Origin of the sequence: Methylocapsa palsarum (assembly GCF_900114285.1) — a bacterium.
Classification (GTDB): Bacteria; Pseudomonadota; Alphaproteobacteria; order Rhizobiales; family Beijerinckiaceae; genus Methylocapsa; species Methylocapsa palsarum.
Genome location: NZ_FOSN01000001.1, coordinates 362,399 through 377,854, shown reverse-complemented (window position 1 = coordinate 377,854; position 15,456 = coordinate 362,399). Strand labels below are relative to the sequence as shown.

The following is a 15,456-nucleotide window of genomic DNA, read 5'->3' as shown; positions in this document are numbered from 1 at the left end:
CATCGCCCCGCAAGGGATCCGGGATCGCAAGGCAATTCATTCATCGCAAGACAATTCCAAGACCTCTCATTCCCAAGACCTCTCATACCCAAGACGTCGCTTCGAGGACAGGCCGCCGGCATGCACAAGATTTTCCCTGACGCGCGGGCCGCTCTCGCCGATATCGTCGCGGACGGCATGACTTTGATGGCCGGGGGCTTCGGCCTTTGCGGCATCCCCGAGGCGCTGATCAAGGCGCTTCGCGACACTGGCGTCAAAAATCTGACCGTGATCTCGAACAACGCCGGCGTCGACGGCGCGGGACTCGGGCTGTTGCTCGAGACCCGGCAGATCAGGAAGATGGTGTCGTCCTACGTCGGCGAGAACAAATTGTTCGAACAGCAATATCTGTCAGGGGAGCTTGAACTGGAGTTCAACCCGCAAGGCACGCTGGCGGAGCGGATCAGGGCCGGCGGCGCCGGCATCCCGGCGTTTTTCACCAAGACGGGCGTCGGGACGATCATCGCCGACGGGAAGGAAACGCGCGAGTTCGACGGCGCGACCTACGTCATGGAGCGCGGGCTCGTCGCCGACGTGTCGCTCGTTCACGCCTGGAAAGGCGACACCGAAGGCAACCTCGTCTACCGCAAGACGGCGCGGAACTTCAACCCGATGATGGCGACGGCCGGCAAAATCACCGTGGCGCAGGTCGAGCATCTCGTCCCCGCCGGAGAGATTGATCCCGACGCGATCCATACCCCGGGCATTTTCGTGCAGCGTCTGATCCACACGCCGGACGTCGCTAAGGCGATTGAAAAACGCACCACACGCCCGCGCGCCGCCGCCTAGAACCGCCGCGGATAAAGGAGACCCAGATGGCCTGGACAAGGGATCAGATGGCGGCGCAAGCGGCCAAGGAATTGCGCGACGGGTTTTATGTCAATCTTGGCATCGGCATTCCGACGCTGGTCGCGAATTTCATCCCCGCAGGGATGAACGTTCAGTTGCAGAGCGAAAACGGCATGCTGGGCATGGGGCCGTTTCCCTACGAAGGCGAGGAAGATCCGGACCTCATCAACGCCGGAAAACAGACCGTCACCGCGCTGCCGACGACGAGCTTTTTCTCTTCCGCGGACAGTTTCGGCATGATCCGCGGCGGCCATATCGACCTCGCCATCCTGGGCGCGATGGAAGTCACCGAGAACGGCGACCTCGCCAATTGGATGATTCCCGGCAAGATGGTGAAAGGCATGGGCGGCGCGATGGATCTCGTCGCCGGCGTCAAGCGGGTGGTCGTCGTGATGGAGCATACCGCGAAGGGGCAATCGAAGCTTTTGCATCGCTGCAGCCTGCCGCTGACCGGCACCGCGGTCGTCGATATGGTCATCACCGACCTCGCTGTTTTCCAGATCGACAAGCTCGGCGGAACGGGCATGACGCTGACGGAGCTCGCCGACGGCGTGTCGCTGGACGAGATCAAGGAAAAGACGGAAGCGACCTACAAGATCGCCCCAGGTCTCGCCGCACGGGCTGCGTAGAATTGGCGCTGAGGCCAGCGCCTGGCGCGACGCGACGGCCACGGCCCATCCTCGCCACGCCATCGCCTCGAGCGACGTAGACCAAGCTCATTTATAACAGACCTTTGAAATCGTCCGACCGGGGCCGACCGGACCTGCTATCGGCGTCATGAAAAACCTGAGGAGTTGCGACCTATGCTGAAAACCATGAATTGCGGGCTCGCCGCGATCGCCTTTTCCATCGGCCTGACAGGCGCCGCGTCAAGCTACACCCGGCATCAGCAGCAAGCGTGCCAGGGCGACGCCATGCGGCTGTGCGGGCCCGTCATTCCAGATCACGCCCGGATTCACTCCTGCCTGAAGGCGCAGAGAGCTCGGATTTCTCACGCCTGCCGGGCGATCATCTAGTTTCTTCGAGATCCGCCCGACGCCGGACGAGCGGCCCTGGGCGGCGGCCTGAAACCGACAGTCCTGGTTCGGTTTCGCACCCCGGCCCTGAAGGCAGGCCCGCGAGGCGTCGCGACAACTCCCTTGCCGTTCGTCCTTCGCCACTCGCGGCCAGAGCCACGCTCGGCCGCGATCTGGCCTGTCCGGCAGGGTCGACAGCCTTGGGCGCCGAAGCGCTTTTCAGGGCGAACTCCCTCCTCACAGCGGCACGCCGAAGAAGTCGTCTTCGGACCCTCCTCCCGCTTTGTGAAGCGCCAGCGCGTCACGCCATTTGAAAACCTCGACGTCTTCAGCCTCGCGGTGAGCGATCGCGCCCGCCGGATTTTCAGCCTGCAGGTAGGCTCTTGCGTTGCGAAGAAAACGTTGAAGCGCTTTCATATCAGTGGGACGAACCACGCAGCGCGGCTTTTGATCGATGAGAATGGTCGTCGGAAGCATGGAGGATCCTCCAGCCTGTCAAAGGTTTCAGGCGCGATGTTGAGCCGTCGGCGTCAAGGGCGTTCGGAGCCGGCGTCATGTGGATTGCCGGACTGGTTGCGCATCCAGTCCGCGAGCTTAGCGAGCAATGTGTAGATCTCCTCCCGTGCGCGGGGCTCGGCGATCGTCTCTTCGAGCGCTCCGCTCATGCACAGCAGCCAGGCGTCGCGCTCGCTCGCGCCAATCTTGAAACCCATGTGCCGTTGGCGCAGGCGAGGATGACCTTTTTCCGCCGAATAAAGCTTCGGGCCGCCCATCCATTCACAAAGATAGCGCTTGAGCACCATCTTGATGTGCCCAAGCTCCTCGGTATGCATGTCGCGGATGCCCCTCGCCTCGGGGAGGGTCTCCATCCTGGCGTAAAAGCCCTCGACAAGACGGTCGATGACGGGCGCTCCGCCAATCCGTTCGAACATGCTTTGCGCCTCGACCACACTCATTGACTCTGCTCCATGCTTCCCGCCCGCTCATCCGGCGGCGGCGGCGAAGCCCACCGCGCCGAACACCAGCAAGGCTGGTTGCGCGCAATTTAGCTCATTCGTCCATATTCGGCAGCAGAATGACTTCCGCTGGCGCCGCCGGCCCCTGCTCCGGCACAAACTCCAGCGCCGTGACAAGAGAGAAGCCTCCGCCGCTGTCCATCAAAACGACGGCTTCGCCCGGCATCCGCTCAAGGGCCTCGATCAGTTGAGCAACGGTCATTGGCGGTTTTCTTCCATCGCTGCTATCCCCCGCTGCTATCCCCTAAGTCTCCGAAACAGCGGCGGCCCCGTCGAAGCGCAAGACCACCGGCTCTTCCTCCGGCATGACGATTTCAGCACCAACCAATGTTCCGTTTTCGTCATAGGCGTAGCGGTGCGACAATTCGATTTCGCCATAGACGATTTTGTCGAACGCAATGAGCGCGCCGCTCTCGTCAAACGAAGCGCGGATAAAGGTGTTGCGATTGGCGAGTTCGGCCTCTTCGATCGGATTGACCAGCCGAAACGGCAGCGCGACGCCGGTATAGGTGGTGAAATAGCGTAGGCTCTGGCTGGCCTTCGTCTCCATGGCGCGCATTTTCTCCAGCCTTTAGCCGCAAACCATCGCCGCCGGACGTCAATCCGGACAGATGGTGATTTCCATTGTGTCGTCATCGTCGTCGAAGGGATCCGGGAAGGAATCTTCCTCAACGAGCGAGACGCCGCAGATGCAGACGTCGCCGCCGATAATCGCCACGGCGACCGGCTCAAGGCTCGCGCCCTTGCACGTGCCGTCAACGCAAAGACCCGAGTCGATCTCGAATTTCGCCCCGTGCCGCCCGCATTGAAGAAACGCGCCTTCGGAATCGAGGAAGCGTCCATCGCCGACATTGAGCCAGACGCCTGCATGCGGGCAGACATTCACGTAGCTGAAAAACTCAGCCGCGTTCTTCCGGGCGACGACGATGGGGAAAGGACGGGTCTCGCCCGCGTCGTCGATTTTCCACAAGCTGAACGCTTTCGCATCGCCCGGCGCAATTGCGTTGGCGGCGCAAATCACGAACACCTCGTGGTTTTGTGCTGGCATGACTTTTCCCGGCGTTTCCGTCCCACAGCCAGCTCTTGATCCCCGCTTTTTATCGCGGCGACGAGAGCTGACTGTGCGGGCGGAGAACTAACCGACGGTTTCCGTCTTAATCGCGTCGACTTCGGCGCGAGTGACGCGGAACACTCCGCGCCCGCCGGCCAGAGCCTGATAGGACGACGCAGCCTTGTCGCTCAGAATATTGAACCACGCCTGGGGGTCCATTCCGGTCGGCCGCTCGCCGATTTCGACAACAGAGCCATCCGGTGAGAACCGGGCGTGAATGACGACTTTCGGGGATTCCATGACGTTCTCCAGGATCCAAGAGCGCTTTCCGATCGCATGTAGTCATGCGATCGATCAGAAATCGCTCCAGTGTTAAATACTTGAGCATATTCTTCTCGATGGGATTGATTCAAATCCGATTGGAATATGCTCTAGACGCCCGAGCCGAAGCCCAGCAGTTCAACCTTGATATTTTCCGTGCCAAGAACCTTCGCCTGGCACGCGAGGCGCGACTTCGAGCCCACGCCCACAATGGCGTCGAGCCTTTCATTCTCTTCCCGGGCGACCTTCGACAGGCCCTTGCGTCCCTCATGGACGAAGATGTGACATGTCCCGCACGCCGCCTTCCCCTCGCAATTGTGGCTGAGGTTTTCGTCCGCGGCGAGGATCGCCGCAAGAAGCGTCACGCCTTCGGCGGCCTCGAACGACTTTCCGGACGGCATGACAGTAATCAACGACATTCTTTCTCTCCTTTTGGCTCTATTCTTGGCGACTCTATTGGTTGTTCTGCGCTTTCGCGTATTGATTTCAACGCCTGGAGCATATTCCGATCGGATCGAAGCAATTCAATCGACAAGAATATTCTCAAGCATTTAACTCTGGAGCGATTTCTGATCGATCGCATGAGCGCATGCGATCGGAAAGCGCTCTAGTAGATGGCCGCTCCGGCGCCGACGTTGACAGAAGCGTCCTTCATCGTTCCCACAATGAACTCGATCTCGCCTTCCGTGAGATGAGTGTGAAACGGAAGCGCGACAGCGCGGTCGGCGACTTTCTCCGTCACCAGATAATCGCCGCGGCGGTAGCCGAGATCGAAATAATGACGTTGGAGATGAAGCGGCGCGCTGTAGGCTACAGCCTCGACATGCTCGACGCGAAGATCCTCGACGATCGAGTCTCGGCTTGACCGGGAGAACCGGGTGCCAAGATGGACGAGATACAGGAACCAGTTGATCTCCGTGACCTCGGGCGCGATGTAGGGATCCTTGATTCCTTCAAACGATTGCACGTGCTTGTAGTAGAGGTGCTCCACCAGCCGGCGCCGTTCGAGAATTTCATCGATCCGCTTGATCTGGGCGAGTCCGAGCGCGGCGGACAGATCGCTGATGCCGGCTTGATACGGCGCCGTCGCCGTAACAACAACAGAGGAGCGTTCATTCAGGCGGCGCGACCGGTGCCGCCGCAGCGCGGAGGCGATATCGATATCGTCCGTGACCACCATGCCGCCTTCGCCGCATGTCAGGGCGCCAGGCTGCGAAAAATCAAAAATGGAAACATCGCCGAACGATCCGACCAGAGCGCCCTGATACCTCGAACCAATCGCCTCGGTCGAATCCTCGATCAGGACAAGGCCATGCGCGGTCGCCAGGGCTCGAAGGCCCGCCCAGGCGGCCGGATGCCCGTTCGCATTGGCTCCAACGATCACGCGGGTCTTGTCGGTGATCCGCAGCTTGACCTTTTCCGGAGCTATGGTGCCAGCCCAGTAATCGATGTCGGCGAAAACCGGACGAGCTCCCGAAAGACTGATCGCGTGGGCCGTTTCGCGATACGAATGCGGCGATGCGATCACTTCATCGCCCGGACCGACGCCGTAGGCTCTGAGCGCGAGCAGGAGGCCCATTCCGCCGCTCGCCGTCGCGACCGCATATTTGCGGCCAAGATATTCGGCGAACGCCGCCTCGAAGGCCTCGACGACCGGCCCGCCCGCCAGTCTAGGCGAACGCAACACGTCTGCTACAGCTTCAAGTTCGGCTTCGGTGATATCCGGGTCGGAGAGAAGGATCGCGGATTCATCGATCGCTTCTTCGTCGGGTTCATCTGCGTCCGCGGGCGCGAGGGCTGCGATGGGCTGGGTCATGATGCTAGCTCCGGCGCGCCAGAATGAGTCCAGTCGCCTGCGCAGGGTCCGATGTGATTTGCGAGCAATGGTCTTTGCTGTTCAAGAGATGCAGATCGAACAAGGGAAACGATTGAAACGGCTCGTCGGTCACGTCCGACGCGTCGCACGCGGTCCAGGACAGGCCTGGAAATTCACGCCGCAATTGCGCGACAGGATTTGGCTCCGTGCTTTGGGCAAGAAGCGCTCCGATCGCCGCCAACTCATCTCCGCTCACAGCCATGTTGAGACCCCGACACTTTCACAACGTTGATTTCTTACGCAATGTGTAGCAGTGCAATATCATTGCCAGAAAACCCGCCCCTCATCTTCGTTGAGCAGGTCGAGGAGCGCGGGAAGGCGGTCGTAGGCGCTGTGAAACACCCATGTCCCGGTTGAATGATCCTTGCGATGAAGGCGCCATTGACGCGGCTCGGCGTCATAGGTGACGAGAGCGACATCAATCGTTCCTCCCTCCGGATCGATATTGCGGGAGCAGCACGGGCTTTCGATCCGGTATCCCTCTGGCGCTGGCAACACGTTCGGCGTGACGTATCTGTATCGCTTGCGCGCCTTGAGCGCTCGCTCGATCCGCTTTCTGTCGAGGTCGTTGGGATGAGGCTTCAGCCCCGCCCCAAACGTCAAGACAATCGCCGCGGCCATATCTTCGGTCCGTTCTCTACAGGGGAGCGATTTCTTCTTCCAGACAGCCCACAACGAGATGTTCCGCGAATTCGACGAGATACACCGGGGTGCTCGATTCTTCGTGCTGTCCGACCTGGACGATTTCTCCAAGGTCCCCGCTCTTCACCAGGAGAGCTTTGGGAACGGCGTCCGGAAATGAACCGTCGTTATGGAGATCAATGAGCGTGCGGACGCGTTGGCCCCATTGGAACTTGGGCAGGCGCGGATCAATCATTTCGCGGCTCCAGGCAATGGCAGATCTTCGTCAACCTGTTCTCTCGGCCGCGCCGGTTCAAGCTCCTTGCGCTTCATGCCGACGCGGTTGCCGCTTTCGATAAATTCGACGCCGTAGATGTAGAATTGCTGCAGAAACGTTCCGATGGTGACCACGTAGCCTTCCTCGCCTTTTTTGGCGAGGAGATCGCCGATCTCCTTTCCGGCGTAGGTTCCATCATTGCGGATCGCCCGCTTCGCCTTCACTTTTTCGCCGAAGTTGAAATAGGGCGGCGCGCTCAATTCGACGACGTCGCTGTCGCGGACAATGTTGCTCATGATGTCATTCCCGTTAAAAGCTCAGGCCGTTCCGAAACGCGGGAGCGGGCCATCTCGCGAACGAACTCATCGGCGTCGTTCAGAAGGCCTTTGATCAAGGGCGCCGGCGCGCGGTTCGCCGCTTCATAACGGATCCTCCAGTCGGGGTCCGCCTGCATTCTCGCCAGGAGATCGGGGGCAAGTCGCTGCGCGATCTCGATCCGGACTTCGGGACTTGGATCATCCGACATCCGCAACAGCCATTCCTGCGGAAGCCGGCGCGCGACGGCGCGCCTGACTTCCTGCTCCTCGTCGAACATCATGCGCGCCAGCAGCGGCGGAGCAACGCGCCGCGCGACCGCCTGCCTGACGTAATAATCGGGGTCGCAGATCATTTCACTCAATTCCGAATCGTCCAGCAAGGACACGATGCGGATGCGGACTTCACGGTGCGGATCATGCCTCAGCTTGAGGATATGGCGCTTCGGCAAGCGGCGCGCGACATTCCAGCGCACGGTCTCTTCCGGATCGTCGAGAAGCGGGCGCAGCAAAAACACATCGGCGTGTTTCGAGGCGATCGCCCTGACTTCGAAGTGAGGATGGGACAGATAATGATTCGCCAGCACGGGATTCCAGTTGAAGAACCGGTCGATCCGGCGCGCGTAACGATCATGGACGCAGGCATGCTTCAGGCGGCATTTGCCCGACGCGAGCAGAGCATTCTGCTCGCAGGCGCCGCACTCGATATTCTCTCCTCGCCAATCCCTGGCTTCGTCGATTTCATCCGTCATCGTCTTGGCTGGCCCGTTCAATGACTTCGAGCAGAACCCGCGCGCCGATCTTGTCGCTTGGATCGAGTTCCAGGAGCTTTTCGACCGCGGCGAGACCTTCGGTCACGTCGCCCAGCCGCAGGTTCAGATAGGCGTAGCCCTTGAGCGTAAACATGAAAAACCGGGGCAACATCTCTCCGTAATCGCTGAAGCTGGCGTCCGACGATTTCACTCTCCGCCAGTCCATGGGCAGACGATTGTCGCGGCACGCTTTTTCAAGGCAAAGATCCGCAACCGCCAAAGCCTCGCGCAGACGGCCCTTGTAAAAATAGAAACGGTAAAATCCGATCAAAACGGCGGCGTGTCCGGGCGCCGCCGTCGCGGCCGCCGCGAGATGTTTCTCGGCGACCTCCGTCTGATCATAGGCCAGCCCCGCCTGGCGCAGATGATCCTCGGCAATGGCGCAAAGCCCTTTGCCAAGGAGCGCATCCACCAGTGCGGCGTCGTCATCGGGCGCCGGCGGCGAGATCTGATTTCCAGCGAGGCCGCTCATGCTATCTTTCCTCGCAGGTCAGGCGGCCTTGCCGCCTCCCGAGCCGCATGACGTCGCCTTGGCGTCGCGGAAGACGAGACCCGTCTGCGACGCCGTGTCGGCGAAATCGATTGTGACCCCCTCCAAGAGGATGCGGCTTTCGGCGGGAAGAAAAAGTTTGACGGCGCCCCGCTCGACCACGGCATCGCCGGGTTCGGGGGCCGCCAGAACCTTGATATCGGCGGCGAGCCCGGAGCAGCCGCCGGGGCTGAGCGCCATCCGGAAGCCGCTCTCAGGACCTCCGTCGGCGCGCAGCATGAGGCGGATGAATTTTTCCGCCGCAGGAGTGATAGTGAAGTTCATGGCGGCCTCGTTATTGAGCAGGCTGATAGCGTGGGTAGGCGTTGTCGATGATGCAGGTGTCGTCGACGGGACAGACCGCCGCGCACTGCGGCGCATCGAAATGCCCGATGCACTCGGTGCATTTCTTCGGGTTGATGACGAACGTGCCATTTTTTTCTGAAATGGCGACGTTCGGGCACTCAGCTTCACAGGCCGAACAACTCGTGCACTGTGAAGCAACAATCTTCAGGGTCATGGTCGCGCCTCAAATGAGTTTGACTGAAGCTTAAGCCGCCGCGGTCAACGCGCCTTGCCGGATCTCGGCGTCGCCCCGCTCTATGTGCTGGATTTCGCCGCTGTTCACCTTGTCGAGATAGTTTTTGAACCAGGCGATCGCGGATTTTTCTATGAATTCATGCGCAAACTGATCGACCGGCTCGATTCCAGCCTTGATCAAGTCGCTCTTCGGACAACCGCCGATTTTCGCGACGAACACCGCGTGACAATCGTTGATGGCGCGGATGACCGTCTCGAGACTGTCTTCGTCGCCATAGCCGCCCTGGCAATAGAGATCGACCCTCCGATGGCCGACGAACTTCGCGCCGCCGGTGGACAATTCGTAAACCTGGAACTCCTTCGCATGGCCGAAATGTTCGTTGATGAGGCCAGAACCTTTGGTGGCGACGGCGATCAGCAGCTTGATGTCGCTCGATTCTCCGGCGAGTGTTTCCAGCTCCTCCTGCTTGGCCGCGACTTTCGCGACGCGCTCTTCCTCGACCTTCGCCTGGTAGGCCTTGCGCGATTCGAGATCGTAGTCGACGTCCATCGCCATGATCTTCTCGGTGGTGAATTCGGCGCTGCGGTCTTCGCCGAGCAGGCCTACGGCGTCGGCGCGGCACTGCCGGCAATGCCGCATCATGTTCATTTCGCCTTCGCAGCTGTCCTGAAGCGCTTTCAGCTCCTGCGCCGTCGGACCGCGCTGACCATTGAGGCCAAAGACCGTTCCGTGCTCGGGCGCGGAGATCAGCGGCATGATGTTGTGAAGGAATGCGCCGCGCGACTTCACCGCCTTGTTCACTTCAACAAGATGCCTGTCGTTGACGCCGGGAATCATAACCGAATTGACCTTGCAGAGAATGCCCCGCTCGGTAAGCATTTCGAGGCCCTGCAACTGACGGTCCGTGAGCAGCTTCGCGGCTTCCACGCCTGTATAGCGCTTGTGCTTCCAGAACACCCAGGGATAGATTTTCGCGCCGACTTCCGGATCAACCATATTGATGGTGATCGTGACATGATCGACATTGAAGCCGGCGATCGTGTCGACATGATCCGGGAGCGCAAGGCCATTTGTGGAAAGGCACAGCTTGATGTCGGGCGCGGTCTTGGCGATCAGCTCGAAGGTCTTGAACGTTTTCTCCGGATTGGCGAGCGGGTCGCCGGGTCCGGCGATGCCAAGAACGGTCATCTGCGGAATCGTCGAGGCGACCGCAAGAACCTTCTTCGCGGCCTGCTCTGGGGTCAGCTTCTCGCTGACGACGCCCGGACGCGACTCATTGGCGCAATCGTATTTGCGGTTGCAATAATTGCATTGGATGTTGCATGCAGGAGCGACGGCGACGTGCATTCTCGCGTAGTGATGATGCGCTTCTTCGCTGTAGCAAGGGTGGTTCTTGACTTTTTCCCAGATCTCGGTCGGAAGATCGCCTGAACCTGCAGCCGATCCGCAGCTTGCCTTTCCGCTTCCGCCGGACGTGCCGCACCCCTTATGCTCCGCGACCTGCTGCATTACCGCTTCGACATTGACGATCGAGGCTTCAGCCCCTTCGTGTTGTGCTAATTCCTGCATGTCCGCTCCTCGCTCTTCGGGGACACTGAAAAATTTCAATGGTAATATCGCAACTCGCATGCCATCCAAAAGTAGAGCTTATATTACTTTATTTTCAATAAGTTATAGCCAGCCTTCCTCGTGTCGCCTTTTAAACATAGGGCCAACATTGGCGGCTGTATTGTTGTGAAAATGACAGCCTGCGCGCCGCGGCGTTCCCGGAGGCGCGCCTCATCAGCTTCGCCTCTCATATTCAGCTGCGCGGCGAGGTCGTCGAGCGGCTTCCCGCTCAACGAGAAAGCCTGAGAGAGGAGGATTGAGTTCGAATCACGCGTGCGCCGGGCAAACTGAATTTACCCGGCGCAAGTGATTCGAGAGGAATTGGATCAAGCGGATCCGGTGATGATCTCGATCGCCCGGGGAAGCGGAACGGCGATCGGAGTGATTCCTTGCGTCGTCAGGAATCGGACCTCGTTCTTGGTGAGCTTTTCCGGATCGACAAGAGCGTAGTGTTCCTGCGCCGACCGCTTCATGATCTGCCGCGCGTAGGTGCGCAGCATCTGGTCGTGAAACCGGCATCCCAGGAACAGAAAGCTGCGCTCCGTCCGGCGATTTTTTACGATATCGGGGATAGGCGTCTGAATGTCGATTTCCGTCAGCACTTCGACATAGTCGGCGTCGGAGATCAGAAAATTTCGCGCCGGAGTCACGCTGCCGTGAGGTTTGTAGAGCAGCGTCTGCCAGGACTCCGCTGTCGCGCCGTCTGTTTCGGCGCCGGCAGGATCGTAAAAGCGGAACCACCGGCTTTCGCCAATTCCGGCGCGGGTTATGCCCTGAACCTCGCCCCAGCCGGTTTGCGAACTCATGGCCGTCCGCATCGCGCCGTCATACCAGGTGTCAACGATCATCGGCAGGCGAAGCGTTGAGAGGAAATAATGAAAGGGCGTAGGCTCGACGCTGACCGCGAACGCCTCGACCATGAGAGCGCTGAGAGTCGACCGATGTTTCATACTCTCGATATGCTGGGCGGAGGCCCACGCATTGCCCTTCGCGCGGCGCGGCAATGCGACTTTTCCCGCGAAAAACTCGGCAAGCGCCTCGGGCGTCATCGGAGCCAGAGGCTTCGAGAGCTCGGCCAAACCTGGCCCAAGATAAGGAACGACGCCGCCATCGCGTAAGGTCTTGGCGAGTTTTGCCAGCGCGGCTTCCGAGTCTGCGCCATTCGGGATTAGGAGGGGGAGGAGCGGCGCGTTCACGGTTCAGGACTCCTCTTCGTCGCCATGCTTGCGCGCATTGACGGTGATGGGCAGCCGCGTGTCGGCCGCCATTTCGGGAAGGGTGAGAACCCACCCATTAGCGATCTTGATCCATCCTCCCCAGAGCGTCTCGTGCTCGGATTCGACGATGGGCTCCTCAAGATCTTTTTTCGGCACGTAGATCGAAAGTCCGGTATCGGGCGAACGTCGAATCATGATCTTCATCTACTTGGCTCCTTAGGGAGAAATTGGAACAGGCGACTGAATGTTCGGTCTTTCGCCCGTAAGGACGCCGTGAAATTCGGGCCCAGCGCATTCAACTCGATTTCGAGCGCTCATCGTTCGGCGCCGTCGCTGCGCCGTTCGCCAACCTGCGGGGAAAATGCTTTCCTCGGCTTTCGATCACGCGCCCGCGCGATTCTGCAGCGCCGCTACGCCGGAATGCAGGTATTCGCGACCGGGCAGACCTCATCGCACTTGGCGTGATCAAAATGGCCTTCGCATTCGGTGCATTTTTTCGGGTCGATGACGAACGTGTCGCCTTTCATCGAAATCGCCGCGTTGGGGCACTCGAATTCGCAGGCGCTGCAGCCGGTGCATTGCGACGCTACAATCTTGTAAGCCATATCCGTCTCCATTCAGGGCGCGCGGCTCGGAGCTCCAAACGCGGCCTTTCCGGTTTGATCTTCGAGGCGCGGGGCGAAAGCCGCCCGGAAACGGATCCGACAGTTTTTGCTGGCCCCGCCTCTTGTCTAGCTGCAGCAAGGCGTGTGCCAGCAATTTATCTTATTGAATTAACTGAATAATTTTTGATTGAGCGGCTCGCCTACGACCCTGTCGCAGGGGCCTCGTCGCGAACCCGACACCGACATGTCAGCCCCTCGCGACGTCGCAGCCCGATCGGGGATCGGCGGAGCAGCGGGCCGGCAAAGATGAGTCTGAAAAGCGGCCCGTTAGCGCTTTCCGGCCGAATGTGATCATTCGGTCGATCAGAAATCGCTCCAGAGTCAAAGACTTGAGCATATTCTTGGGAATATGCTCTAGAACCGTTTGATGGGAATGTCGTGCTTGCGGAGCGCATAGCCGATCTGACGCGGCGTGAGATTGAGAAGCCGCGCAGCTTTGGCCTGGACCCATCCAGCCGTCTCCATGGCGTTCAAGAGTCGCTCCCGCTCCGCCTGCCCGTCCTGAAGGGCGCCGCAGACTTCGGCTTGAGGGCATGAGTTTGCGGGGTTGGCGTCCGGATCGCCGCATTCGGCCGGGATCGGAGGCTTTTCGACGACGATGGGACGGACCACCGGAGGGCGCGCCAGCGGCTTGGCGATGATGTTGAACGATTCCGTCGTCGCCACGGCGCCCTTCCAGAGCGTCGAGGACAAGCATTCATCGTGGCGGCAAGCGAAATCATTGGCGACGATCTTCGTATCCTTCGCCAAGGTCGCGGTCCGGCGGACGCAATTTTCAAGTTCGCGGACATTGCCCGGAAAATAGCAGCTTTCGAGCACGTCCCTGGCGGACTGCGCGAGGCTGAGGTCGGTCGCATGCTCTTCGTTGAAGCGCCGCAGAAATTCGCGGGCGAGAAGGCTGATGTCTTCGGGCCGGTCGCGCAGCGCGGGGAGGGCTATCGTGACCACGTTGATCCGGTAATAGAGGTCGGCGCGAAACTCTCCCGCGGCGACCGCCGCTTCGAGATTCTTGTTCGTGGCGGCGACAAGCCGGACATCGACCTTCAATGTCCGCATGCCCCCGACGCGTTCAAATTCACCCTCCTGCAGGACGCGCAGGAGCTTGGCCTGGAACGAGGAGGAGATCTCGCCGATCTCATCAAGAAAAAGCGTGCCGCGGTCAGCGAGCTCGAAGCGGCCCTTGCGGAGAGCCAGAGCGCCCGTGAAGGCGCCTTTCTCATGACCGAAAAGTTCCGACTCGAGGACCGATTCCGGAAGAGCGGCGCAATTGAGCTTGATGAACGGTCCTTTTTTCCGAGACGACAAATCATGGGTGGCGCGAGCGAAAAGCTCCTTCCCGGTTCCCGATTCGCCTCGAAGCAGGACAGTAGAATTGCTGCGTGCGACGATGGCGATTTTGTCCAGCACCGATCGAATCGCGGCGCTTTCGCCGAGGATCCCGCGCGTTTTGGGATCGCGCGCCGCCGTGAATGTTTCCGAAAGTTCTTTCGCCAAGCGCCGCTGCTCGGCCATAAGATGCTCGCGATCACGCGCGACGACGCCATAAAGGCGCACCGTCTGGCCGACCAGATTGGCGATCATCACCAGAAACCGCACGTCCTCGTCGAGCCGGAATTCGGCGCCGCCATCCCAGATCCGATCAATCGTCAATGTGCCGATGACATGATCGCGGTCCTTGATCGGCACGCCGATGAACGAGACGATCGATTCGATCTTGCCTCGCTCGCCCTTGAACCAATCCGCGAACAGCGGACTCGCGGCGATATTCTCCACGACGACCGGCATCTTGGTTGTCACGATCTGGCCAATCGCGCGCTCCGGGATGCTCTCGAACAGGCTTTTCGCCTTATCTTCGTTCCAGCCCACCCCGACGTTCATTTCCGGTTCCCCGGCCGCGTCGAGCAAGGCGATCGTTCCGTGCCGCATTTCGAGAAAACTCGAGAGAAGCTTCAGAACGTTGGACAGCGTCGTTTCGATGCGGGCAGGGGCGGCGAGAATCTTCGAGATTTCATAGACCCCGTGCAGGGCGATCTCGGCGCGGTCCGCATATCTGTTTCGCTGACCGCCCTCGAGCTCCGTTTCAGAGCTCGCAGGAGCCGCGTATCGAGGAGAGAGAGTTTGGGTCATACCGCCAATCTCCACGCCCGGCGCATCCGCGTCGGAACGAAAAAGCCGAATTTACAAGGCGTTTACGAGAGTGGCCTGTAGTTTGCGACTGCGAAGCGCAGATGCAAGAGCAATTATGCGGCAGTTGCACAGGACAGGTGCAGATCCATCGTTCACACCGCCGCAAAATCGAGCCTCGATGTCTGCGGCCCAACCACAAAACCACGCATAATACCACCCACAATACGGTGCAGAAATGACCAGAAGGTCAGCGGCGGCACTTGCTTTATCCGTGAGGATTTTTCTTTGATTCCGTCCGCAGCGGCGAGTATGGGACGGCCTTCAGCCCTTTTTTTAAGCGGTTCAACGCCATTTTTCACTACGCCGGGCGCGAATTTTTCAAGTTGAGCCAAGTCCTCTATAGTCAAGGCCGCGCTCAGCGGCGCCATCTCAAAGGTTGAAAGATGGCTTCTCCGCGGCGGGGAGCACGGGCATGAATGTGTGGCGGAGCGCCAAGGAAGCCATCGCGCGTGTGCGGATCGGCATGTCCGGACCGATATATAATGAATTGAGATAAAGGCGCGGCCTGCCTCGCCAA

At 59.9% G+C, this 15,456-nt stretch carries 25 protein-coding genes; 3 read left to right on the top strand and 22 right to left on the bottom strand.

All coding sequences use genetic code 11. The features are described 5' to 3' along the window. Nucleotides 1–120: 120 nt before the first annotated feature. The 3 genes from BM177_RS01840 to BM177_RS01830 all read left to right on the top strand — a co-directional run bounded on the left by BM177_RS01840 (nucleotide 121) and on the right by BM177_RS01830 (nucleotide 1,904). The gene (locus BM177_RS01840) at nucleotides 121–828 is read left to right on the top strand and encodes a CoA transferase subunit A (RefSeq protein WP_091676640.1); all 708 of its coding nucleotides are present in this window, start codon (nucleotides 121–123) and stop codon (nucleotides 826–828) included. 26 nt (nucleotides 829–854) lie between these two features. Further along, the gene (locus tag BM177_RS01835) at nucleotides 855–1,517 is read left to right on the top strand and encodes a 3-oxoacid CoA-transferase subunit B (RefSeq protein ID WP_091676636.1); all 663 of its coding nucleotides are present in this window, start codon (nucleotides 855–857) and stop codon (nucleotides 1,515–1,517) included. 174 nt (nucleotides 1,518–1,691) lie between these two features. Continuing rightward, nucleotides 1,692–1,904 (top strand): hypothetical protein, encoded by a 213-nt coding sequence (locus tag BM177_RS01830; protein ID WP_244532030.1) that lies wholly within the window; start codon nucleotides 1,692–1,694, stop codon nucleotides 1,902–1,904. Nucleotides 1,905–2,141: 237 nt separating this feature from the next. Here the strand turns inward: BM177_RS01830 and BM177_RS01825 are convergent, their stop codons facing one another. The 22 genes from BM177_RS01825 to BM177_RS01720 form a co-directional block, all read right to left on the bottom strand. Beyond that, entirely contained in the window at nucleotides 2,142–2,381 is a 240-nt protein-coding gene (locus BM177_RS01825) for a hypothetical protein (protein WP_091676634.1), read from the bottom strand. Between the two features lie 53 nt (nucleotides 2,382–2,434). Then, nucleotides 2,435–2,860 (bottom strand): group II truncated hemoglobin, encoded by a 426-nt coding sequence (locus tag BM177_RS01820; RefSeq protein WP_091676632.1) that lies wholly within the window; start codon nucleotides 2,858–2,860, stop codon nucleotides 2,435–2,437. A 94-nt stretch (nucleotides 2,861–2,954) separates the two neighbouring features. Continuing rightward, nucleotides 2,955–3,122, bottom strand: a complete 168-nt coding sequence (locus tag BM177_RS19870) for a hypothetical protein (protein ID WP_175492453.1) — start codon at nucleotides 3,120–3,122, stop codon at nucleotides 2,955–2,957. A gap of 42 nt (nucleotides 3,123–3,164) precedes the next feature. After that, on the bottom strand, nucleotides 3,165–3,479 hold the full coding sequence (locus BM177_RS01815) for a DUF6156 family protein (protein WP_244532029.1): 315 nt from the start codon (nucleotides 3,477–3,479) through the stop codon (nucleotides 3,165–3,167). A 39-nt stretch (nucleotides 3,480–3,518) separates the two neighbouring features. Further along, nucleotides 3,519–3,968 (bottom strand): Rieske (2Fe-2S) protein, encoded by a 450-nt coding sequence (locus tag BM177_RS01810; RefSeq protein ID WP_091676625.1) that lies wholly within the window; start codon nucleotides 3,966–3,968, stop codon nucleotides 3,519–3,521. A gap of 87 nt (nucleotides 3,969–4,055) precedes the next feature. Next, nucleotides 4,056–4,271, bottom strand: a complete 216-nt coding sequence (locus BM177_RS01805) for a hypothetical protein (RefSeq protein ID WP_091676622.1) — start codon at nucleotides 4,269–4,271, stop codon at nucleotides 4,056–4,058. Nucleotides 4,272–4,402: 131 nt separating this feature from the next. Then, on the bottom strand, nucleotides 4,403–4,711 hold the full coding sequence (locus tag BM177_RS01800; RefSeq protein WP_091676619.1) for a 2Fe-2S iron-sulfur cluster-binding protein: 309 nt from the start codon (nucleotides 4,709–4,711) through the stop codon (nucleotides 4,403–4,405). 188 nt (nucleotides 4,712–4,899) lie between these two features. Further along, entirely contained in the window at nucleotides 4,900–6,108 is a 1,209-nt protein-coding gene (locus BM177_RS01795; RefSeq protein ID WP_091676614.1) for a DegT/DnrJ/EryC1/StrS family aminotransferase, read from the bottom strand. A gap of 4 nt (nucleotides 6,109–6,112) precedes the next feature. Beyond that, nucleotides 6,113–6,370 (bottom strand): hypothetical protein, encoded by a 258-nt coding sequence (locus BM177_RS01790; RefSeq protein WP_091676610.1) that lies wholly within the window; start codon nucleotides 6,368–6,370, stop codon nucleotides 6,113–6,115. Nucleotides 6,371–6,429: 59 nt separating this feature from the next. Continuing rightward, nucleotides 6,430–6,789: a DUF3024 domain-containing protein gene (locus BM177_RS01785; RefSeq protein ID WP_091676607.1), complete on the bottom strand. Its 360-nt coding sequence runs from the start codon at nucleotides 6,787–6,789 to the stop codon at nucleotides 6,430–6,432. A gap of 16 nt (nucleotides 6,790–6,805) precedes the next feature. Continuing rightward, nucleotides 6,806–7,045: a nitrogen fixation protein NifZ gene (locus BM177_RS01780; protein WP_091676602.1), complete on the bottom strand. Its 240-nt coding sequence runs from the start codon at nucleotides 7,043–7,045 to the stop codon at nucleotides 6,806–6,808. Next, nucleotides 7,042–7,362 (bottom strand): nitrogen fixation protein NifZ, encoded by a 321-nt coding sequence (locus BM177_RS01775; RefSeq protein WP_091676598.1) that lies wholly within the window; start codon nucleotides 7,360–7,362, stop codon nucleotides 7,042–7,044. The genes BM177_RS01780 and BM177_RS01775 overlap by 4 nt, the downstream gene beginning before the upstream one ends. Continuing rightward, on the bottom strand, nucleotides 7,359–8,132 hold the full coding sequence (locus tag BM177_RS01770; protein ID WP_091676593.1) for a 4Fe4S-binding leucine-rich repeat protein: 774 nt from the start codon (nucleotides 8,130–8,132) through the stop codon (nucleotides 7,359–7,361). Before BM177_RS01770 ends, BM177_RS01775 begins: the two co-directional genes overlap by 4 nt. Then, a complete protein-coding gene (locus BM177_RS01765; protein WP_091676589.1) occupies nucleotides 8,122–8,664 on the bottom strand; it encodes a hypothetical protein in 543 nt (180 codons plus the stop codon). The genes BM177_RS01770 and BM177_RS01765 overlap by 11 nt, the downstream gene beginning before the upstream one ends. Nucleotides 8,665–8,682: 18 nt before the next feature. After that, nucleotides 8,683–9,006, bottom strand: a complete 324-nt coding sequence (locus BM177_RS01760) for a HesB/IscA family protein (RefSeq protein ID WP_091676587.1) — start codon at nucleotides 9,004–9,006, stop codon at nucleotides 8,683–8,685. 10 nt (nucleotides 9,007–9,016) lie between these two features. Then, on the bottom strand, nucleotides 9,017–9,241 hold the full coding sequence (locus tag BM177_RS01755; RefSeq protein ID WP_091676583.1) for a 4Fe-4S binding protein: 225 nt from the start codon (nucleotides 9,239–9,241) through the stop codon (nucleotides 9,017–9,019). Nucleotides 9,242–9,271: 30 nt separating this feature from the next. Continuing rightward, a complete protein-coding gene (nifB, locus tag BM177_RS01750) occupies nucleotides 9,272–10,831 on the bottom strand; it encodes a nitrogenase cofactor biosynthesis protein NifB (protein WP_091676580.1) in 1,560 nt (519 codons plus the stop codon). A gap of 365 nt (nucleotides 10,832–11,196) precedes the next feature. After that, nucleotides 11,197–12,066: an SIR2 family NAD-dependent protein deacylase gene (locus BM177_RS01740; RefSeq protein WP_091676573.1), complete on the bottom strand. Its 870-nt coding sequence runs from the start codon at nucleotides 12,064–12,066 to the stop codon at nucleotides 11,197–11,199. A gap of 3 nt (nucleotides 12,067–12,069) precedes the next feature. Then, nucleotides 12,070–12,291, bottom strand: a complete 222-nt coding sequence (gene nifT / locus BM177_RS01735; RefSeq protein ID WP_091676570.1) for a putative nitrogen fixation protein NifT — start codon at nucleotides 12,289–12,291, stop codon at nucleotides 12,070–12,072. 206 nt (nucleotides 12,292–12,497) lie between these two features. Continuing rightward, on the bottom strand, nucleotides 12,498–12,692 hold the full coding sequence (locus BM177_RS01730) for a 4Fe-4S dicluster domain-containing protein (RefSeq protein ID WP_091677478.1): 195 nt from the start codon (nucleotides 12,690–12,692) through the stop codon (nucleotides 12,498–12,500). Between the two features lie 414 nt (nucleotides 12,693–13,106). Next, nucleotides 13,107–14,879 (bottom strand): nif-specific transcriptional activator NifA, encoded by a 1,773-nt coding sequence (gene nifA, locus BM177_RS01725; RefSeq protein WP_091676567.1) that lies wholly within the window; start codon nucleotides 14,877–14,879, stop codon nucleotides 13,107–13,109. 152 nt (nucleotides 14,880–15,031) lie between these two features. Beyond that, entirely contained in the window at nucleotides 15,032–15,286 is a 255-nt protein-coding gene (locus tag BM177_RS01720) for a hypothetical protein (protein ID WP_139223472.1), read from the bottom strand. Nucleotides 15,287–15,456: the final 170 nt, after the last annotated feature.

Excerpts from the sequence above, each read along its gene's own strand:
- BM177_RS01840 (WP_091676640.1), top strand. The coding sequence starts at position 121 with ATGCACAAGATTTTCCCTGACGCGCGGGCCGCTCTCGCCGATATCGTC.
- BM177_RS01835 (WP_091676636.1), top strand. The coding sequence starts at position 855 with ATGGCCTGGACAAGGGATCAGATGGCGGCGCAAGCGGCCAAGGAATTG.
- BM177_RS01830 (WP_244532030.1), top strand. The coding sequence starts at position 1,692 with ATGCTGAAAACCATGAATTGCGGGCTCGCCGCGATCGCCTTTTCCATC.
- BM177_RS01825 (WP_091676634.1), bottom strand. The coding sequence starts at position 2,381 with ATGCTTCCGACGACCATTCTCATCGATCAAAAGCCGCGCTGCGTGGTT.
- BM177_RS01820 (WP_091676632.1), bottom strand. The coding sequence starts at position 2,860 with ATGAGTGTGGTCGAGGCGCAAAGCATGTTCGAACGGATTGGCGGAGCG.
- BM177_RS19870 (WP_175492453.1), bottom strand. The coding sequence starts at position 3,122 with ATGACCGTTGCTCAACTGATCGAGGCCCTTGAGCGGATGCCGGGCGAA.
- BM177_RS01815 (WP_244532029.1), bottom strand. The coding sequence starts at position 3,479 with ATGCGCGCCATGGAGACGAAGGCCAGCCAGAGCCTACGCTATTTCACC.
- BM177_RS01810 (WP_091676625.1), bottom strand. The coding sequence starts at position 3,968 with ATGCCAGCACAAAACCACGAGGTGTTCGTGATTTGCGCCGCCAACGCA.
- BM177_RS01805 (WP_091676622.1), bottom strand. The coding sequence starts at position 4,271 with ATGGAATCCCCGAAAGTCGTCATTCACGCCCGGTTCTCACCGGATGGC.
- BM177_RS01800 (WP_091676619.1), bottom strand. The coding sequence starts at position 4,711 with ATGTCGTTGATTACTGTCATGCCGTCCGGAAAGTCGTTCGAGGCCGCC.
- BM177_RS01795 (WP_091676614.1), bottom strand. The coding sequence starts at position 6,108 with ATGACCCAGCCCATCGCAGCCCTCGCGCCCGCGGACGCAGATGAACCC.
- BM177_RS01790 (WP_091676610.1), bottom strand. The coding sequence starts at position 6,370 with ATGGCTGTGAGCGGAGATGAGTTGGCGGCGATCGGAGCGCTTCTTGCC.
- BM177_RS01785 (WP_091676607.1), bottom strand. The coding sequence starts at position 6,789 with ATGGCCGCGGCGATTGTCTTGACGTTTGGGGCGGGGCTGAAGCCTCAT.
- BM177_RS01780 (WP_091676602.1), bottom strand. The coding sequence starts at position 7,045 with ATGATTGATCCGCGCCTGCCCAAGTTCCAATGGGGCCAACGCGTCCGC.
- BM177_RS01775 (WP_091676598.1), bottom strand. The coding sequence starts at position 7,362 with ATGAGCAACATTGTCCGCGACAGCGACGTCGTCGAATTGAGCGCGCCG.
- BM177_RS01770 (WP_091676593.1), bottom strand. The coding sequence starts at position 8,132 with ATGACGGATGAAATCGACGAAGCCAGGGATTGGCGAGGAGAGAATATC.
- BM177_RS01765 (WP_091676589.1), bottom strand. The coding sequence starts at position 8,664 with ATGAGCGGCCTCGCTGGAAATCAGATCTCGCCGCCGGCGCCCGATGAC.
- BM177_RS01760 (WP_091676587.1), bottom strand. The coding sequence starts at position 9,006 with ATGAACTTCACTATCACTCCTGCGGCGGAAAAATTCATCCGCCTCATG.
- BM177_RS01755 (WP_091676583.1), bottom strand. The coding sequence starts at position 9,241 with ATGACCCTGAAGATTGTTGCTTCACAGTGCACGAGTTGTTCGGCCTGT.
- nifB (WP_091676580.1), bottom strand. The coding sequence starts at position 10,831 with ATGCAGGAATTAGCACAACACGAAGGGGCTGAAGCCTCGATCGTCAAT.
- nifT (WP_091676570.1), bottom strand. The coding sequence starts at position 12,291 with ATGAAGATCATGATTCGACGTTCGCCCGATACCGGACTTTCGATCTAC.
- BM177_RS01730 (WP_091677478.1), bottom strand. The coding sequence starts at position 12,692 with ATGGCTTACAAGATTGTAGCGTCGCAATGCACCGGCTGCAGCGCCTGC.
- nifA (WP_091676567.1), bottom strand. The coding sequence starts at position 14,879 with ATGACCCAAACTCTCTCTCCTCGATACGCGGCTCCTGCGAGCTCTGAA.